Consider the following 19,872-nt stretch of genomic DNA (forward strand, 5'->3'; position numbering starts at 1 on the left):
GAAAATAACATTTTCCAAATCCAAGCAATGGGTGTCTTAAATGAAAAACCATTGTTAATCCTCGGGGGAGGGTTAATGGGTCTTGCAATAGCCCATGAACTTGCTCAAAGAGGCAAACGCGTAGAAGTTTTAAGTAGAAGCAGACGTGAAGCAGCTGGGTTTGTTGCTGCTGGAATGCTAGCCCCGCACGCTGAAGGTCTTCAAGGTAATCTTTTAAATCTTGGTCAACATAGTCTTCAAAGACATCCTACATGGATAGAAAGTATTGAAACAAATAGCAAAATGTCATGTGGTCTCAAAACTTGCGGAATTGTTGTCCCATTTGAAAGCCATCAAGACTGTGAATCATACCCAACATATAAATTTGGTGAAAAGCTAAAAAGAAATGAGCTCCTTAAAGAAGTTCCAGGACTTTCAGAAAAATGGAAATTAGGTTTACTTTTTAGGCAAGACGGTCAAATCGATAATAGAAGACTTTTAATGAGAGCACTTGAAAAAGCATGTGTTGAATTAGGTGTTCACTTTCAAGAAGGAGTTGAAGTGATTGAAATCCTGAGAGATTCACAGAAGTTTAATGGAGTCAAAATTAAAGACATTAATGGAAATATCAATCATTTAAAAAGTGAAGAAGCAGTGCTCTGCTGCGGAGCCTGGAGCAAACAAATTTTTAAAACACTCCCTATTTTCCCGGTTAAAGGCCAGATGCTATCTATTCAGGGTCCAAAACAGATTCTGAAAAGAATTGTTTTTGGACCTGGAATTTACCTAGTTCCAAGAGATGATGGTCTAATAATCGTAGGGGCAACAAGTGAGCGTGAGGCAGGCTTCCAGAAAGGTCTCACTCCAAAAGGACAAAGCGATCTACAAAAAGGCATTCAATCTCTTATTCCTGAACTTAATCAACTACCTCACATGGAGAGATGGTGGGGGTTTCGTCCATGTACCCCCGACGAAGGACCATTACTAGGAATGTCAAAAATCAGTGGACTCTGGCTTGCTACTGGGCATCATCGCAATGGAGTTCTACTAGCAGCAATAACATCAGAATTAATTGGAAAAGCAATTTGCTCGACCCCTTTAAGCAATGAGGAAAGTAGTTTTTTGACCCAATTCAGATGGGATAGATTTAAAAACCACTTATAAAAAGATTATGAAATTCAACTTTATTTATTCAACTCTCCATGCTTGATCTGATGGAGTCCAAACCACAAGTTCATTTTCCTGGAACCATAAGTTAATTTCAAAAACTGCAGTATCAGAACCATCAGAGCCATGAATGACATTACGACCAATATCTACCGCTAAATCACCTCTAATAGTTCCTGGTTCTGCCTCAAGAGGCTTTGTTGCTCCAATCAATTTTCTCGCACTTGCAATAACACCTTCACCCTCCCAAACCATCGCTACAACTGGTCCACTTGTTATGAAATCAACTAAACCTGAAAAGAAAGGACGATCTTTGTGAACACCATAGTGTTTTTCAGCAAGTTCTTGGCTTGGTGTTAGTTGTTTTAGCCCAACTAATTTAAAACCTTTAGTTTCAAAACGACCAAGAATCTCAGCTATTAAACCTCTTTGCACACCATCTGGCTTGATGGCAACAAAGGTTCTTTCCAAAGTCATTGCAATATTCAATAATATGAAGCCATAGTCTTCCTAAAACTGCCCTCTTGGCAAGTAAAACATGACACTTAATAAAACTGTTCTTAGATTTAATTGTATTAATCATGACTGATCAAAACTTGGCAACTTTGTTATTGCATAAATGGCTGTGAAAAATACTAATCAATCTCTCTCTTGGACTATCCAAAATAGCTCAGACCTCTATGGGATTGAACGATGGGGAAAGGGTTATTTCACAATCAATGAAAAAGGGAATATTAGTATTTGTCCTAAAGGTTCCAAAAATAAATCTTATGATTTGATGGAACTTTTAGATGAACTCGAAAGTCGAAAACTAAAATTTCCTCTCTTAATAAGATTTGACGATATTCTCGAAGACTGCTTAAAAAACTTACATAAAGCTTTTGAAAAAGCAATTAATCACTATCAATATCAAGGAAAATACCAAGGTGTATTTCCAATCAAATGTAATCAACAGCGTCACGTAGTTGAAGAATTAATCACCTGTGGTTCCAAATGGAATTTTGGCTTAGAAGCTGGAAGCAAACCAGAGTTACTAATTGCTTTATCAATCCTAGAAGATCCTAAAGCTTTACTAATATGTAATGGCTATAAAGATCAACGTTATATTGAAACAGCTATTTTAGCACGTCAGCTTGGACGTCAACCTATAGTAGTTATAGAACAAGCAAGTGATGTTGATCTTATAATCAAATCTAGTAATTTACTGGGAGCATCTCCACTCATAGGAATACGAGCCAAACTATCAAGTCAAAGCAGTGGAAGATGGAGTAGCTCGATTGGTGACAAGTCGAAATTTGGACTGTCAATTCCAGAAATATTGAAAGCAATCAAAAGATTAAAAGAAGCAAATCTTCTCAATGAATTAAAGCTTTTACATTTTCATCTAGGGAGTCAAATTAACGATATAAGTGTTTTAAAAGATGCCTTACAAGAAGCAGGACACATTTATGCCGAATTAATTAATCTTGGGGCACCTATGGGATACTTAGATGTTGGAGGTGGTTTAGGAATTGATTACGATGGAAGTCAAACTGCCTCAATAGCATCTACTAACTATTCACTTCAAAATTATGCAAATGATGTAGTAGCAACAATTAAAGAATGTTGTGAATCAAAAAAGATACCACTACCTACTTTAATTACAGAGAGTGGGAGAGCTATTGCTAGTCATTTCTCAATCTTAATCTTCAATATATTAGGCAAAAATTCGTTGCCTTCTGACATTCCTAAAGAAGATGAAAAAGAATGTCTCTCTGTCAGAAATTTACGTGAAACATTAGTCCATCTAAATTCTCTAGAACTTAAGCAAGAAGAAGATTTAGCCAAACTACAAGAAGCATGGAATGATTCTCTTAAATTTAAAGCAGATGCACTAGCGGCTTTTCGACTAGGTTATTTAGATTTAGTTGAACGTTCAAAAGCTGAGCAGTTGACATGGGCCTGTGCAAAAACAATAGTTAATCAATTACCAAAAAATATACTTCTACCTAAAGAACTAAAGAAATTAAGTGAAAGCTTAGCCGTAACGTATTACGCAAATCTTTCCGTATTTAGATCGGCTCCAGACACTTGGGCCATTGATCAAGTTTTTCCAATTATGCCAATCCATCGGCTTAACAAAGAACCCAACAAACTTGGTCACTTTGCGGATTTAACATGCGATTCAGATGGAAAGCTTGACCAATTTATTGATAATGGAAAAATTAAAAATTTGCTACCTCTTCATGAATTTAATCAAAACGAAAAATATCTAATTGGTCTTTTCTTAGGTGGCGCCTATCAAGAAGTAATGGGAAATCTACATAATTTATTTGGGAGTACTAATGCAGTGCATATAAGATTTTCAGAAAAAGGGAAATATAAAGTTGAGCATGTCATTCGTGGGAATACAAAATCAAATGTTCTTGAATATTTGGAACATGATCCAGAAATATTATTAGAGCGATTACGAAAATCAAGCGAATTAGCTATTCAAGGCGGGCATCTGAAAATCCATGATGCGCAAAAATTAATAGAACATGTAGAAGCCAGCCTCCGCCAAAGCACTTACCTACAGAGCTAAATCAAGACAATTGTTGAGTCAAATCTTCATTAGCTTTTTCTAAAGCTAGATCCAACGATTGAGGTTGACTACCACCTGCTTGAGCAAAATTTGGGCGACCGCCGCCGCCGCCGCCGCACATTTTTGCAACCCCACTTATAAATTTGCCTGCATGTAAACCATCTGAGACTAAATCAGGAGAAAATGCAACAACAAAAACTAATTTAGTATCGATCTCCTGATTTGGAATACCTCCAAAAACAACAGCAGAATACTTGCCTAAATGATCTATTAAACTTGAAGCCGCAGATTGCAATCCAGATCCGTCAACTCCATCTAAACGTCTAATTAATAATTTACTCTTACCAACAGATTTTGCATAACTCGCCAAACCCAATGCTTTTGCCAAAGCGAGTTCATTTTTTACTTTGATGAGTTCTTTTGTTTTATCTTTCAATTCCTGTTGAAGAGATGAGACTCTCTCAACAATTTCATATGATTGAACTTTGAATGATTTACTTAACTCCTTAACTACCAAATCACGTTCATTAAAATAATCTAAAACTGATGGACCAGCTATGGCCTCTATTCGTCTGATACCAGAAGCTATACCTGTCTCATTAATAATCTTAAACGTACCTAGTTGTGACGTGCGAGTGACATGGGTTCCTCCACATAACTCCATAGAAACACCTGGAACATCCACAACACGTACCACATCGCCATATTTCTCACCAAACATTGCCAAAGCACCAGCAGCCATAGCCTCCTTAATTGGCATTGTTTTAATTTGAATTGGATGATCTTCAGTAATCCATTGATTTATTCGTACTTCCATATCTTCAAGTTCTTTTATTGTCAAAGGTTTTGGAGCATTAAAATCAAATCTCAATCGATCATTTGAAACTAACGAGCCTCTTTGACTTACACTTGAGTCAATCAATAACTTCAAAGCTGATTGTAATAGATGTGTAGCGGTGTGATTTGATGTAGTTCGTTGACGAAAAGATGGAGTAACATTCATCTGAACAGATGAGTTAACTTTTAGAACTCCGGTACTAACAATTCCGGAATGAATAAAAATATTCTTCTTTTTTCGAACATTGTCTATAGACACCTCAAGATCTTGAGATGTTATTAAGCCTTTATCTCCGATTTGGCCACCTGACTCAGCATAAAAAGGCGTTTTATTAACAATAATCTTGACTAAATCACCCTGAATAGCTTGTTTTACTAATTCATTATTTTTAAAGATGCCTATCACAGTTGAAGTGGTTTCTAAATTGTCATAGCCCTCAAATCTTGTTTCATCAAATAAAGAAATTTCTCTTTCAATTGAACCTTCTTCAGTTAAATCAATACTGACAGAAGCATCTTTTGCACGTTTGCGTTGCTTTGCCATCTCCTTCTCAAAACCATTAATATCAACAGAAATACCTTTTTCATTCGCGATCTCTTCTGTTAATTCCAAAGGAAAACCATAAGTATCATAAAGCTCAAATGCCTGCGCACCAGAGATAAGATCACATTCATGAGCTGTTATCTCTGCCAAAAGTTTCTCTCCCCGTTCAAGCGTTTCAAGGAAACGAGATTCTTCTATTTTTAACTCATTAAGAATAATTTTCTTTTTCTCAAGTAATTGAGGATAAGCATTTTTCATCAACTCAATAGCAACTTCAGCCAGCTGTGGTAAAAACGGCTGATTAATACCTACCAGTCGACCATGTCGAATCATACGCCGTATGAGACGACGAAGAATATAGCCTCGCCCTAGATTACTAGCACTTACACCATCACAAATTAAATGAGTGACAGCTCTGCAATGATCTCCAATAATTTTTAATGATGTTTTATTTTTTTTATTTGTATTTTTATAAGTAATTTGAGCTAATAAAGCAGCTGCTTCAATGAGAGGAAAAATAAGATCCGTTTCGTAATTGTTAGATTTTTTTTGCAAGATTTGAGCCATTCTTTCTAAGCCCATTCCTGTATCAATATGACAATTCGCCAATGGTTCAAGATTGCCCTTTAAGTCCCGGTTGTATTGCATAAAAACCAAATTATAAAATTCTATAAATCTACTATCATCTTCAAGATCTATTCCATCACTTCCTAATTCCGGTTTAAAATCAAAATAAAGTTCCGAACACGGACCACAAGGTCCTGTAGCACCAGATGACCAAAAATTATCAGAGGCACCCATTCTGATAATTCTTTTTGCATCAACCCCTACAACCTCTTTCCATATTTTCTCTGCTTCTGAGTCTTCTTCAAAAACACTAATAACTATATTCTGTGGATTTAGTCGAAAAACCTCAGTAGTTAATTCCCAGGCCCATTGAATTGCCTCTTTTTTAAAATAGTCACCAAAAGAAAAATTACCTAGCATCTCAAAAAAAGTATGATGCCTCGCCGTTTTCCCTACATTTTCAATATCATTTGTTCTTATACATTTTTGACTGGATGTTGCTCTCGGAGTAGAAGACTCTTTTAATCCTAAAAAGATAGGTTTAAAAGGTAACATCCCCGCAATTGTCAATAAAACTGTTGGATCATCTGGAATCAATGAAGAACTTGCAAGTTTCTTATGATTATGTTGGGTAAAAAAATTTATAAATGCTTCTCTTATCTCATCTCCCGAAAGGAATGGAGGATTCATTGAGGAGGAAAAATTTTTTTGCATACCTAAAAATTATCTCTAAAAAGGTTTTTGAAAACAATCACAAAAACGTCAAATGTGCTCAACTCACCCTAAACAATAACAAAATGGAAACCCGTGAGACTTCTAAAGACAAAATATTCAAAAAAATCATTCGATAAACTGGCTTATTGCAAACAAATACTATTTACGGGAAGCAGTATCACACTTACAAACCTCAATATCCTATTATGGTTGAAATGAACTAGGTATTTTCACTTAGCAACCTGATTTATTGCAGCCTTCAGGCTTTCTCTAATTAATGGCTTTAGGAACATGATTTTTACTGAATCGACAGCTTTAGCAAATCAGAAAAGTGATACTCCTAAGCTTTCACTGCAATATGAACAAATTGCTGCAGATACTCACACTTTAAGGTCATTGGATTGGGATCGAAGCAGATTTGATATTGAATTCGGCCTTCGAAATGGGACAACATATAATAGCTTTTTAATAAGAGGCAAAAAAACTGCTCTTATAGATACAAGTCATTTAAAGTTTAAAGATATTTGGTTTGAAAAACTAAGACAAGAAATCAATCCAACAGAAATTGATTATTTAATAGTCAGTCATACGGAGCCGGATCATTCAGGACTCATAAAATACTTAATTGAATTAAATCCAAATATTGAAATCGTCGCATCTAAAGTAGCTATAAAATTCCTAGAAGATCAAATTCATCAACCTTTTAAGTCACGAGCAGTCAAAAGTGGAGAGGAACTCAATTTAGAAATTAATTCAATCAGCGAAATCGAGCATAAAATTGAATTTATTAGTGCACCAAACCTGCACTGGCCCGATACTATTTTTTCTTTTGATCATGGAACACAAGTTTTATATACTTGTGATGCGTTTGGTTTGCATTATTGCTCAGAAAAATTGTATGACGAAAATCCAAGCTTATTAAATGAAGATTTTCGATTTTATTACGACTGCCTCATGGGTCCTAATGCCCGCAGTGTAGTTCAGGCATTAAAAAAAATTGATGCATTGCCAACTATCAATACTATTGGTGTTGGACATGGACCAATCCTTAATTTTAATACGCAGTTATGGCTGAATCATTACAGAGAATGGAGTAAGCAAAGAAGTACAGGCGAAAATTACGCTGTGGTTTGCTATCTCAGCCAATATGGTTTTTGTGATCGGCTTAGTCAAGCAATTGCTCATGGCATAGGCAAGGCAAATGCTCCAGTCCAATTAGTTGATCTTATTGCTTCAGACACTCAAGAGTTAAGTGCTTTGATTAGTGACGCAAGTGCAGTCGTTGTACCAACTTGGCCCATCAAATCTGATTCAGAATTACAAAGCAATATTGGAACCCTACTTGCATCCTTAAAACAAAAGCAGTGGGTAGCGACTTATGACTCCTATGGCGGAAATGAAGAGCCTATTGACTTTATTACCAACCAATTAAGAAAGCTCGGACAAAAAGAAGCTTTTAAACCACTTCGAGTTCGTGACGAACCAAACAAAAGTGTTTATCAACAATTTGAAGAAGCTGGTACAGATTTAGGTCAAATTCTTACTAGAAAGAAAAATTTAGCTGCCACTAAAAGCCTTGATGGAGACTTAAATAAAGCACTCGGTTGCATAAGCGGTGGACTATACATTGTTACAGCGAAAGATAGTGAAGGCCCGGATAGTCGAGACGGTGCGATGGTTGCAAGTTGGGTTAGTCAAGCAAGTTTTGAACCGCCTGGAATAACCGTAGCAGTGGCTAAAGATAGAGCCATTGAATCACTATTACAAGTCAATGATCGTTTTGTTCTCAATATCCTTCAAGAAAATAACTATTTGCACCTCTTCAGACACTTTTTAAAACGTTTTCCACCAGGTGCTAATCGATTTGAAGGAGTTGAATTAATGAATGATCTTGCAGCTGGAGGACCAGTTCTATCTGATGCGTTAGCGTTCCTTTCATGTAAAGTTATTCAAAGAATGGAGACAACAGATCATTGGATAATTTATTCATTAGTTGAAAAAGGTAATTTATCTAATACTCAAAGTAAAACAGCTGTTCATCACAGAAGAGTTGGTAGTAATTATTAATAATGACAGTAGAAAATATTTCTTCGCTAAATTTAAATACTTTCATAAAAAAAACCATTCAGATTCCTATTGAGGAAAACTTCATTTGCTTAAGAAGCCTAAACCCAAAAAGAACAAGATTTGAAGTTGAATATTCTCTTGAAAAAGGTAGTTGCACTAATTCTTTTTTATTTAAGCCTTCTGAAGATGAACATTCTAAATCACAAGATTATATTTTAATTCACCCTCCTGGTTTAACATTTGAAAAAGAATTTCTAGACGAGTTTGAGACATTAATTAGCAGTGATTCGTCTGCAATAAAGTTAGTCATGGGTCATATCAATCCCAATAAAGTAGCTTTTGTGAAAAGAATGAATGTGAAATATAAAAATTTAACGGTTATTTGTTCTAATCCAGGTGCAAAATTATTCAAAGAGATTTGGAATTTACGAAAACCCTCGCAAAATACAAATCCTAAAAAAGCATTGGAGACAGTTGAAGTTCTTCCAAATATACAAATCATTAAACAATTAGAAACTCTGTCACTCGAAAGTAATTTTGAGGTTACGTTCATTCCCGCGCCAACAGCTCGCTGGCCTGGTGGACTAATTGTTTTTGAGAAGCAAACTGGTTTATTGATGAGTGATAAATTGTTCGGTGCACATGTTTATGAAGAAAAATGGGCTGAATTAAACAGCAGTAGCACGGAAGAAGAGAGAAGACATTACTTCGATTGTCTAATGGCACCAATGTCTACCCAAGTCAATAGCATTATCGAAAAATTTGAAGACTTCGAGATTGATACGATAGTACCCGGACATGGACCTGCAATCAGCGGTAGTTGGAGGAGTTTATTAAACAACTACCAAAGCTGGGGAGAAAGCCAAAAATACAGCAACTTAAGAGTTGCTCTATTGTTTGCAAGTGCATATGGAAATACTGCTGCTATTGCTGATGCCATTGCTAGGGGAATTAGTAAAACAGGGGTCAAAGTTAAGATTATTAATTGTGAATTCACCGCATCAGATAACTTAGTCACTGAAATTCGTAAAGCAGATGGATATTTAATTGGATCGCCAACGTTAGGAGGACATGCACCTACCCCGATTGTTTCAGCACTTGGCTCTCTTTTGGCTGAGGGAGATAGAGGAAAGCCGGCTGGAGTATTTGGAAGTTATGGATGGAGTGGGGAAGCTCTTGATTTACTTGAAAAAAAGTTAAAAGATGGAGGCTTTAAATTTGGATTCGAACCTATAAAAATCAAATTTAGTCCTGATCCTTTAATGATTAAAAAACTTGAAGAAACAGGTATTCAATTTGGTAAGCAATTAATTAATGCAAAATTACGGCAACAAAGAAAGGCTAATGTAGGTTTAAATACAAGTAAAAGTGATCCAACAATTAATGCACTCGGAAGAGTCGTCGGATCACTATGTATATTGACTGCTCAAAAAGGAGATGAAGATAATCTTATTAGCGGAGCTATGGTTGCAAGTTGGGTTAGTCAAGCAAGCTTTTCTCCTCCTGGTATTACGATTGCAGTCGCTAAAGAAAGAGCTGTAGAAAACTTACTTCATACAGGAGATAACTTTGCTCTAAACATTTTAGAGCAAAACAATCACCAAAGCCTCCTTAAACAATTTCTCCAATCATTCAAACCTGGAGATAATAGATTTAACGATCTAGAAATTAAATTAAGTCCAAGCAATCAGCCTTTATTAAACGAAGCTTTAGCTTGGCTGGAGGGTACAGTTAGTCAACGAATGGAGTGTGGGGATCATTGGCTGATATATGCTGAGATTAAACATGGAAAAGTCATTAAAAAAGATGGAGTAACAGCAGTTCATCATCGAAAAACCGGAGCGAACTACTAGATCCATTACAAAAACGACATCATCCATTCACTCTTCCCTTTTGATTCACAATGTCTAATAAAAAGCTTCTTGTTATAGCTGCTAGTAATGGTGAAAATCTCAAACTAGCCAAAAGATTTCTAGTTGCATGCAAAGAACTAAATTACTCATGTGAATTACTTGATTTGACGGAATCCAAAAATGATTTACCTATATTTAATCCACGTCATAATTCAAAAGATAAAGCACCAGAAAATCTTAAATCGATTAATACTCAAATGGAGAGCCACTCTCACTGGGTCATTTGTGCGCCAGAATATAACGGCTCAATTCCTCCAATTCTTACAAATGCAATAGCTTGGCTTTCTGTACAAGGAACAGATTTTCGCAGTTTATTTAACGAGCGTCCAATTGCAATTGCAAGTTTTTCCGGAGGAGGGTGTATGGAATTATTACTTTCGATGAGAGTTCAATTAACCCATCTTGGAGCTTTAGTCTTAGGTCGTCAATTAGCTACGAATAAACAAAAAATTGCTGAGGATAAGTCAATCAACGCAATTCTAAATCAATTACTAAAACTTAATCATTCTAATCTTTAGTTCTAATTCACTCATCATTAGATTTTTGCTCATACCATGTCTCTAATATTTTTCTTGCCATGGGTAAAGCATGAACTGAACCGCCACCAGGAGTATTCTGAGCAAAAGCAACAATAACTATTTCTCCAGAATCATAAGGTGCAAAGCCAGCAAACCATGCATGATCAGCCCCTCCACTACTATCTTCAGCCGTTCCTGTTTTGCCGGCAACAGGAGGAAGAACAGAGGTGTCTAAATTTATTCCTATACCAGTACCATTAGTTACTACTTTTCGAAGACCTCGACGAATTGTATCTAATGTTGAATCTTTAATATCTACCTTCTGTAAATATTTTTCAGATCTCCAATTTTTTTTAGCATCAACTAAATGAGGAGTTATTAGATAGCCACCATTGGCAAATACTGCATATGCACGTGCCAATTGTAATGGAGTAACTTGAACAACCGATTGACCAATAGAGGCGCTAGCCAGATCCTCTACAATCCAAGGGGTTTCTCCAGGTTTACCCCAACCACGACCTTCAGCAGCCCATTCCTTATTCCCAACTAAACCCTTATTCTCATCAAAAATAGTTTCTATACCTGTGTAATTATCGAAGCCAAGTTTGATTGCAGCATCATACAAAGCATTTGATCCAGCCCAGACTCCAACCTGATAAAAAAATGTATTACTAGATACTCTAAGTGCATCTTCATATCCAATCCAACCAAAACCTCTTCTATTATATTCTGGAAAACAATGGCTACCATATGTAATACAAGGAACCGTATTCAATTTTCTACTGGCAGGAACTTTACCACTTTCCATACCTGCTATAGCAGTTACAGGCTTCCATGTACTCCCTGGATCGTATGCATTAAATGCTCTACTCAAAAGAGGATCCTTCTTTGACAAAAATAAGCTGTCATATTGAAAACTTGTAAAAGGTTGAGAAAAAAAATTAAGGTCAAAAGTAGGTTGACTCGCAATTGCTCTAATTGCACCTGTACGTGGATCAAGCGCTACTATTGCTCCACCAACTTTGTCAGATAATACTTTTTCTGCAGTACGTTGCAGATCTAAATCAAGAGTTAACCTTATATCCTTTCCAGCTCTGGGTAATTTCAACCCTAAACTACGCTGAACTGTACCTATTGCGTCGATCTCCAGCATTTCGCCTCCCCATTTACCTCTCAATTCAGATTCAAAAGCAGCTTCTATACCTTTTCTTCCAATTCGATCAGATAATTTATACCCTTGTTCTGAAAGTTTAGAAAACTCTTTTTGAGTTATCAACTGGGTATAACCCAAAGCATGAGCTGCTAGTGACTTATAAGGATAATTTCTAATTAAATCAATATCTATCTGAGCACCATATAAATTATTTTCTTGTTCTTTAAACCTAACTACTTGCTCCTCAGATAAATCAGTTAATAATATTTTTTTATACGGAGTATCTAAATTATTTCTATTAAAAGCAATCTCTAATTTCTTAGTAGAAACATTTAACAAATCAGATAAAGACCTTCTTAAATCAATCCATTCACTATTAGTTATAAGTCTAGGTTGAACTGATAAAGAATAAAATAATTTATTATCCGCTAGAACCTTTCCATTACGATCTAATAATCTTCCTCTTATTGGTGGATTAGCAATTAGCTTAATTCTATTTTCTTCTGAAAGTTTTTTATAGTAAGAGCCATTAATTATTTGTATCCAAAAAAGACGAAAGCCAGTTATTGAAAAAACAAAACAAATAAACAAAAAGAAAACTAGAGGTTGATTAAAAGCACCTACATGCTTTTTAGAACTTAAATAGAATTTTTCCTTTTTCTTCATTTCTAAAATTCAAAATATTTTTTTATCATCTATGTTTTTGAGTCATTGAAAGATGATCACTTAATTCATCTAATTGACTATCAATTCTTCTTAAAATTGAAACTAAAGAATCTTGATCATTAATGTCACAATCAGGATGAGTTTCTTCAACAGTCACATCAACTGAGACAATTGGATGACCTAGACCAGGAATAATTTGATCAATTTTGTCCCTTACTGTCTTCGCAGAACTTTCTCCATGAACCTGAAATTCTGAAATTGGATCATCTGATCTAAATACATTGACTATTGTCTTCAATCCACCAGTTTTAGCTTTGTTAAGCATACCCATACCAAAAGGCAAGGCAGTCTCCATTGCAAATAAATGCAACTCTCTTAAGTGATCTTTAGCCATAATGGCCTTGCAAAAGCTACTTCAGGATACTTGTTTCTGACGTTGGAAAGTAAGGAGTACAACTATTATTTGAAATGCCAATAGACCAACCACCAAATATCGACATCACAATTATTGCCGCAAATGGAAGAAAGGCTTGATGAGTGGTGTCGAGCGTTAACCATTCTTGCCAACCTCTTACAAAACGTTCTCTAGCAAACCTATTACGCTCTCTTGAAGCGAGATTAATTTTCTTTCTAAAAGATTTCTCTACCCAACGTTCAAAAGATCTTTTTTTAGTTATAGCCATCTTTCTCTCGACTTCTAGTAATTGTCCTGCATTCAGATCAGGGTGAAAAGTCCCAATTAATTCAAGCGTTTTCAAAAACATTTCAACAGCTGCATCTTTAATAATACGCTCTTCATCTTTAAGAAAAGTCCAATCAACTTCAGGATAAAAACGAGCTCTATTAAGATGAATTTGCTCTTCTCCCAACTGACCAGGTTCTCTTAACCATCTATCAGTATTGTTATCGAAGCGTCGCCAATAAAGAAAAGGATTAATATAAACTACCTTCCCTGAGATAGTAATACTATCTTTCTGCAGGCGTCGACTTAACTGCGAATCAGTCTGTGGTGCAACTGTCAAAAGTAATCAGCTGTTGAACCAAGTTATCTTTTTTTTGTGTACCAGACCACCCCTAAATAGGATTCGTGAACTAAGAAATGATCAAGTTATTCAAAATAAAGGGCAAAAAACAGATGATCTTATTTTTTCTGATTGTCGCTTCTGCTCTTAGGTTTCAATTTTGATGCTATTTCTCTGAATTAGATTCTACTGATCTCTTAGATAGTAAAGAAAATATTCAAATTCTTACATTAATTAAGTATCTTATTCAAACAGTTTTTGCATAAGAACAATAATTCAGTTATGTTCGTTGCGAACATATTCAAATCAATTCAATGCTACGCAAGCAAGAGAAAAATGCAGTCACTAGAGGAATTATCCTTGCTATCGGTTGGGGATGGGGTTTAGATAGATTTTATGAGGGTGATAAAAAAGGAGGTATTCTCTCAATTATTGGCTGGGGGATTATATTTACAAGTTTTCTATTTTTGAAATGCTCAGGTATCGAATATGTTGATGGCGTAAAAGATTATTCAAACTACAGTCCAAACCCTTTAATTGTTCTTCCCTTAATTGCTGGTTTATATGGAATATATTTAATCATTCGAAAAGGGTTTAGGTTAGCAAAGCAATTTGAAAATGCAGAAGACTAAAAAAATCTAGAAAGATGAAAAACTTGTAATTAGTGGAATCCAAGTCATTTTGTTTTTTACTAGTGACAAAGAGTCATCAAATAAGTAAAAATGAATCAACAGGACAACTCCTCACACAATCGTTCTGTTAAAAAAAGCATCCATCTTGTAAAAAGTTGGGTGCTTTTCTAAATGATTTCTGTCACATGGCACTTATGACAATCAAGAAACTGATTTGCTAAGAATTAGGATATTGATCTAATGAATCAAGTAAAAACTAGTTGTTTATCTCAAAAAAAACTCGACAAGCCATTAATAATTTTGTTTTTATCTCAATTAATTATTAAAGAAAAGCAAAAAACTTTTGATCTAACGGTTTTTTCTACAAAATATTTGAAACCAATTTCCCAATAAATCCACTAAATTAGTTATTTCAACATTTATTGAATGACTAACGAAAACAACAAAGACAAAAAACAGTGTGGTGAGAAAAGAAAAGCAATGTTTGCTTATGGAATTATTCAACTTGGCTCTAATGTTATTTCTGCTGTTGCTCTTTCGGCAATTGCATTCAGTTTTTGCTCTTTAAAAAAAGAATCAAATATTTTCAACGAATGTGTTGAAGAAGTTCAATTAAGTGGTAAAACCTTCTCTAATGCAGTTCGATATTGTAATGGTGGCTAATAAAAACACTTCTTTAAAGAAGTGAATCAATTGATTTAGGTTGTCAAATTTAATCACATCAACTTACATATTTGATATTATTTTCTGATAAAATGTCTAAGATTTAATTCTAAATATTGTATTTTATTTTTAGGAAATAAAAATTTTAAATAAGTTTTTCAAATATAATTTTGTCAATTAGATCTAAAAAAAGGATATAGAAAATCTAAAACTTTTTCAAAGTTAGTCACTCAATACACGAATATTAATAAGGATTGAACAACATATTGAAAGGTTAAGTTGGTGCGTGCATATTACTTCTAGCTCAACTTATAGAATCTTCTTCTAAACTCAATTCCAAATCCCTTCTTGATGCATTGGCTTATTTTTAACGCCAATCAACTTTGACACCAAAGCCATCAGGTATATCATCACTAACATCTCTTAAATCCAACCATCGACACTCCTCCTCTCTAGTCAAACTTTTAAAACTTCTTAAGTAAATATCACCTGCCAACTCTGGGTCTTCCAAACCAAAAAACTCACATACTTCCTCCACTCTAGCCCAATGCTCAATTTCATTCGTTGCTCGTTGGAACTCAGTCATTTCAAATTTAGCTTGTTCTTCTTGACTTAATTTATTTAAAACAGATGAAGACACAAAGACAGTTGCAAACTTCAATTTAGAACTCCCTTCTCCTTCCGTAGCGAGATTTCTTTTATTAAGTTCTTTCAACCAAGTTTCATCCATAATTTCAATAATACTCCAATTAACTAATTTGGTTGATTTGATGCACTCAGTCTTTCGAATGCTCATCCCACTATTCTTCTGAGTAATTGTCTGATAATTCATTTAGAAAACTTTCCATTTCTTTTCTAGTTTGATATCAATTAGTATCGATGACACCATAAGAATTTTTCTTTCCTCTTTACTAAAAATTTTTTGTATAAGATACATTGACTCTAAAATATAGACATTGCAATTAAAAATCCTAAAAAATTGTCACCATACAATATTCTTAATAATAACAAATCTCTTTTCTAAAAATTTTGTGCAAATTAGAGCATTTAAAGTATAGAAGACATATATAAGCAAATAATTAAATCAATTCGGCATTATCTTTCTGATACTGTCAATGCAGATGTATCATGGTCATCAAAAATTATTTTGATACTTGATTTGTATCTCTGTATAAAGAAATAATATATGCCTACTATTCCTGACAGCTATATGAGTTCAACAAAGAATATTAGAGAGTGTTTAAATTAGATTAAAGTTAGTAGTAACATATTAGAAGTCAATGACAAGAAAAGACATAAATGGAAGGATCTGATAGGAGCAAACAAGGAAAGAACCAAGTGAGTACAGTCACAACTTTTCCGATTCCATATGCTCTAGAAGGCTTTAAAGAAAATCATACTTCTATTACCAATAGCTCCATATCATCTAAAGAGCAAATAATTAATCAAGCTCTTAAGTTGCATTCACAAGGAAATATTTCAGAAGCAAAAAAATATTATCAATATTGCATTGATCAAGGTTTTAGTAATCACAAAATTTTGTCTAATTATGGAAGCATCCTAAAAGATCTTGGCAACTTACAAGAAGCCAAATTAGCTACTCGCAAAGCTATTCAACTTAAACCTGACTACGCAGAAGCTTATTGCAATCTAGGAAGCATATTAAAAGATCTTGGCAACTTACAAGAAGCCAAATTAGCTACTCGCAAAGCTATTCAACTTAAACCGGATTTCGCAATAGCGCACTCCAATCTAGGAGGAATATTTATAGATATCGGCAACTTACAAGATGCAGAATTGGCTATTCGCAAAGCCATTCAACTTAAACCCGATTTAGCGAGTGCTCACTTCAATCTAGGCATCATCTTGAAAGATCTTGAGAAATTGTATGACGCAGAATTAGCTACTCGCAAAGCGATTCAACTTAAACCTGATTATACAGAAGCTTATACCCAGCTTGGAAATATTTTGAGAGATCTTGGCAACTTAGATGATGCTGAATTATCACTACGAAAAGCTATTGAACTCAAACCTGACTTTGCAGATGCTTATTCCAAGCTTGGGAACATCTTGAGAGATCTTGGTAATCTACATGATGCTGAATTATCACTACGAAAAGCTATTGCATTAAAACCTAACTTTGCAGATGCTTATTTTAATCTCTCATTAATAGAGCTACTAAAAGGAAATTATCAATCTGGTTTAGATAACTATGAATATAGATTCTTGACAAATAAGCCAATTATTCCACACTGCAAAAGAGAAATCAAAAAACTTACTAATAAAAAACTACAAAAAGAAAATAAGACATTAGTCGTTACTGAACAAGGTTTAGGTGATACGCTTCAATACATGCGCTTCATACCATATCTAAGAAATAAAGGTTTTGACATTTCTTTTTGTGCGCAGAAAAAACTACATACATTGATCAAAGCATCAGAGATAGATCCAAATCCATTAACTCCAGATCAAGCAAAACATTTTTTGGATTGTGATGTGATACCCCTTTTGTCATTACCACGATCCCTTGGAATTACACCAAGAAATTCAATTGTTTCAAAACCATATATTTTTCCAACAAATAAACTTGTCAAAAAATGGAAAGATGCCCTTTCCCAAGAAAAAAAAACAATTATTGGTATAAATTGGCAAGGTAATCCAGATGTCGAAAAAAATATGCTAAGAGGTAGATCATTAAGTCTTGAACTTTTCTCTACTCTTTCAAGAAATAATAATTTAAAATTTGTATCCCTACAGAAAGGTTTTGGTTCAGAGCAGTTAAAAAATTGCTCGTTTAGGTATCAATTTGTGGGATGTCAATCAGAGATAGATTCGACTTGGGATTTTCTTGAGAATGCTGCCATTATTGCCAACTGTGATTTGATTATTACTTCTGACACTTCAATAGCTCATTTAGCTGGAGGAATGGGAAAAAAAGTTTGGCTTCTTTTAAGAGATATTCCTTATTGGACTTGGGGACTTGAAGGAGACAGTAGCTTTTGGTATCCATCGATGAGATTATTTCGACAGAAAGAAAGACATAATTGGAATGAAGTCATGAATAGAGTCTCTGAACAACTAAATAATGAAATGTAAGAATAATACTTGAATATAATAACAACAGATTAGTAGTTAATATTATTGCTCTCAAAATTATATCTTAAAAGCGTCATTCCCATGAATCTCAATTACTACCCTTATCTTATATAATTAATATATGAAATAGAAAAGAGACATTATTAACTTAGGATATTTCTCAATGAAGTAAATAAGATTAAATCATGGTAAAGAATTTCTACTTGTATTCAATATCTCATTCCGAAGATATAATGTTAAAGAAAGCCTTATTATAGTCGTTTCATAAATTTAACAAAAGATTTAAGAAGGACTATAAATAAAAAAATAATTATAGTAGAATTAAAAATAAAATAGACCAAATGGAAGATTTTAGAAAAAATAAACCACTGAAAAAAAAAATCACTGAAATAAAAATATTTACAGTTCCATTTGCTTTAGAAGAAAACAAACAAAATCTTTCTTTTGATACTAATAGACATTACAAATATTCTAAAGAAGAAATAATTAATCAAGCATTTAAATTTCATTCAGAAGGAAACATTCAAGAAGCAATAAAGTATTATCAATTTTTTGTAGAAAAAGGTTTTAAAGATTACCGAATTTTTTCTAACTATGGAGCAATATTAAAAGATCTTGGCAACTTAGAAGCTGCAGAATTATTTACTCGTAAAGCTATTGAAATCAATCCTGATTTTGCTTTGGGATATTCTAATCTTGGCAAAATATTAAACGCGTGTGGTAAATTAGAAGAAGGAGAGTTAGAAAAGAATAAAGGTATTAATTTAAGTTTTATTCAGAATATTGATGCTAAAAATAAAGAAGAGTGTTTAAAAAATCTATCTCTCTCAAAATCACAATTTAAACAGGATCTATTTGTTCTCAGTGAATTGAATTTTAAAAAAAATGGCTTTTTCGTAGAATTCGGTTCTTACGATGGTTTAACTGGTTCTAATTCATATATATTAGAAAAATATTTTAATTGGAATGGCATACTAGCTGAACCCTGTATCTCTTGTTATGAGCAATTAAAAGAAAACCGTTCAGTGATTATAGAAACTAAATGTGTATGGAAAATATCAGGAGAAGAAATCATATTTAATGAACCATTTTCACATAAACAAAATTCTACAATAGATAGTATTTCGGATAACAGAAAAAATATTTACAAGGAGGGAAATAGATATAAAGTTAAAACTATTTCATTATTAGATTTATTAGAAAAAAATAATGCACCAAGATTTATAGATTACTTATCTATAGATACTGAAGGTAGTGAATTTGAAATTCTAAATGTATTTGATTTTAAAAAATATAAATTTAATGTGATTACATGTGAACATAATTTTACCCCTATGCGAGAAAAAATTTATAATTTATTAACAAGTAAAGGTTATCAAAGAAAATTAACAAATATATCAAGAGTTGATGATTGGTATGTTCTTAATGAATAAGTTTATTTCCAATCATCTCTACGTATTATAAGAGGATAAAAACATTTTACCTAAAAGCAAAAGATAGTTTCCGAAGATAAAGCTAAATCACTTAAAGGCATGCGCTCAATTAGTTTCTAAGATAAAGTCCTGACTAATCAAAGATGAAAAGATTTTTGATTAAAAAATCAATAAAAAAGTATTTCTATTGCAAAAAAAATAGTATATATATATTGAATTAATTAAATTCTACTTATAGTAAAATTTTATAGAAAAATCATTCTAAAGGAATAATCAAATAGCATGACCTTTCTCAAATCTAATTACTAACTCAGCTAATTTATATAAAAACTCTCATC

15 protein-coding genes are annotated in these 19,872 nt (G+C 33.7%); 9 read left to right on the forward strand and 6 right to left on the reverse strand.

Annotated elements, in window-relative coordinates; all coding sequences use genetic code 11:
• Window positions 1–27 precede the first annotated feature (27 nt).
• Window positions 28–1,143 (forward strand): glycine oxidase ThiO, encoded by a 1,116-nt coding sequence (gene thiO / locus DNJ73_RS00205; RefSeq protein WP_158465724.1) that lies wholly within the window; start codon window positions 28–30, stop codon window positions 1,141–1,143.
• 24 nt (window positions 1,144–1,167) lie between these two features.
• Here the strand turns inward: thiO and ndk are convergent, their stop codons facing one another.
• Window positions 1,168–1,623: a nucleoside-diphosphate kinase gene (gene ndk / locus DNJ73_RS00210; RefSeq protein WP_158465725.1), complete on the reverse strand. Its 456-nt coding sequence runs from the start codon at window positions 1,621–1,623 to the stop codon at window positions 1,168–1,170.
• A gap of 142 nt (window positions 1,624–1,765) precedes the next feature.
• On the opposite strand from ndk, the gene speA reads away from it, so the two are divergent.
• Entirely contained in the window at window positions 1,766–3,709 is a 1,944-nt protein-coding gene (gene speA, locus DNJ73_RS00215; protein ID WP_158465726.1) for a biosynthetic arginine decarboxylase, read from the forward strand.
• 1 nt (window position 3,710) lies between these two features.
• On the opposite strand, the gene alaS is transcribed toward speA, so the two are convergent.
• Entirely contained in the window at window positions 3,711–6,371 is a 2,661-nt protein-coding gene (alaS, locus tag DNJ73_RS00220) for an alanine--tRNA ligase (protein WP_158465727.1), read from the reverse strand.
• Between the two features lie 291 nt (window positions 6,372–6,662).
• Between alaS and DNJ73_RS00225 the strand changes: the two genes are divergently transcribed.
• Genes DNJ73_RS00225 through DNJ73_RS00235 form a run of 3 tightly spaced genes read left to right on the forward strand, consistent with a single transcriptional unit; the run spans window position 6,663 to window position 10,869 of the window.
• Window positions 6,663–8,438, forward strand: coding sequence for a diflavin flavoprotein (locus tag DNJ73_RS00225; protein WP_158465728.1), 1,776 nt, complete (start codon window positions 6,663–6,665; stop codon window positions 8,436–8,438).
• A 2-nt stretch (window positions 8,439–8,440) separates the two neighbouring features.
• The gene (locus DNJ73_RS00230; RefSeq protein WP_158465729.1) at window positions 8,441–10,291 is read left to right on the forward strand and encodes a diflavin flavoprotein; all 1,851 of its coding nucleotides are present in this window, start codon (window positions 8,441–8,443) and stop codon (window positions 10,289–10,291) included.
• A 50-nt stretch (window positions 10,292–10,341) separates the two neighbouring features.
• Window positions 10,342–10,869, forward strand: a complete 528-nt coding sequence (locus tag DNJ73_RS00235; protein ID WP_158465730.1) for an NADPH-dependent FMN reductase — start codon at window positions 10,342–10,344, stop codon at window positions 10,867–10,869.
• A 7-nt stretch (window positions 10,870–10,876) separates the two neighbouring features.
• Here DNJ73_RS00235 and mrdA read toward each other — a convergent pair whose 3' ends face one another.
• The 3 genes from mrdA to DNJ73_RS00250 are packed head-to-tail and all read right to left on the reverse strand — an operon-like array spanning window position 10,877 to window position 13,710.
• Complete coding sequence (gene mrdA / locus DNJ73_RS00240; protein WP_158465731.1) at window positions 10,877–12,688, reverse strand: penicillin-binding protein 2; 1,812 nt, start codon at window positions 12,686–12,688, stop codon at window positions 10,877–10,879.
• A 25-nt stretch (window positions 12,689–12,713) separates the two neighbouring features.
• Window positions 12,714–13,082, reverse strand: coding sequence for a hypothetical protein (locus DNJ73_RS00245; protein ID WP_158465732.1), 369 nt, complete (start codon window positions 13,080–13,082; stop codon window positions 12,714–12,716).
• A gap of 16 nt (window positions 13,083–13,098) precedes the next feature.
• Window positions 13,099–13,710: a hypothetical protein gene (locus tag DNJ73_RS00250; protein WP_158465733.1), complete on the reverse strand. Its 612-nt coding sequence runs from the start codon at window positions 13,708–13,710 to the stop codon at window positions 13,099–13,101.
• Between the two features lie 314 nt (window positions 13,711–14,024).
• On the opposite strand from DNJ73_RS00250, the gene DNJ73_RS00255 reads away from it, so the two are divergent.
• Both DNJ73_RS00255 and DNJ73_RS00260 read left to right on the forward strand, forming a co-directional pair.
• The gene (locus DNJ73_RS00255) at window positions 14,025–14,342 is read left to right on the forward strand and encodes a hypothetical protein (RefSeq protein ID WP_158465734.1); all 318 of its coding nucleotides are present in this window, start codon (window positions 14,025–14,027) and stop codon (window positions 14,340–14,342) included.
• A gap of 426 nt (window positions 14,343–14,768) precedes the next feature.
• Window positions 14,769–15,005, forward strand: coding sequence for a hypothetical protein (locus DNJ73_RS00260; RefSeq protein WP_158465735.1), 237 nt, complete (start codon window positions 14,769–14,771; stop codon window positions 15,003–15,005).
• A gap of 367 nt (window positions 15,006–15,372) precedes the next feature.
• Here DNJ73_RS00260 and DNJ73_RS00265 read toward each other — a convergent pair whose 3' ends face one another.
• Window positions 15,373–15,837 (reverse strand): hypothetical protein, encoded by a 465-nt coding sequence (locus DNJ73_RS00265; protein WP_158465736.1) that lies wholly within the window; start codon window positions 15,835–15,837, stop codon window positions 15,373–15,375.
• Window positions 15,838–16,304: 467 nt separating this feature from the next.
• On the opposite strand from DNJ73_RS00265, the gene DNJ73_RS00270 reads away from it, so the two are divergent.
• A complete protein-coding gene (locus DNJ73_RS00270; RefSeq protein WP_158465737.1) occupies window positions 16,305–18,101 on the forward strand; it encodes a tetratricopeptide repeat protein in 1,797 nt (598 codons plus the stop codon).
• A 341-nt stretch (window positions 18,102–18,442) separates the two neighbouring features.
• The gene (locus DNJ73_RS00275; protein ID WP_261792576.1) at window positions 18,443–19,534 is read left to right on the forward strand and encodes an FkbM family methyltransferase; all 1,092 of its coding nucleotides are present in this window, start codon (window positions 18,443–18,445) and stop codon (window positions 19,532–19,534) included.
• The last annotated feature ends 338 nt before the right edge of the window (window positions 19,535–19,872 follow it).

Origin of the sequence: Prochlorococcus marinus XMU1408, from assembly GCF_003208055.1 — a bacterium.
Lineage (GTDB): Bacteria > Cyanobacteriota > Cyanobacteriia > PCC-6307 > Cyanobiaceae > Prochlorococcus_B > Prochlorococcus_B marinus_A.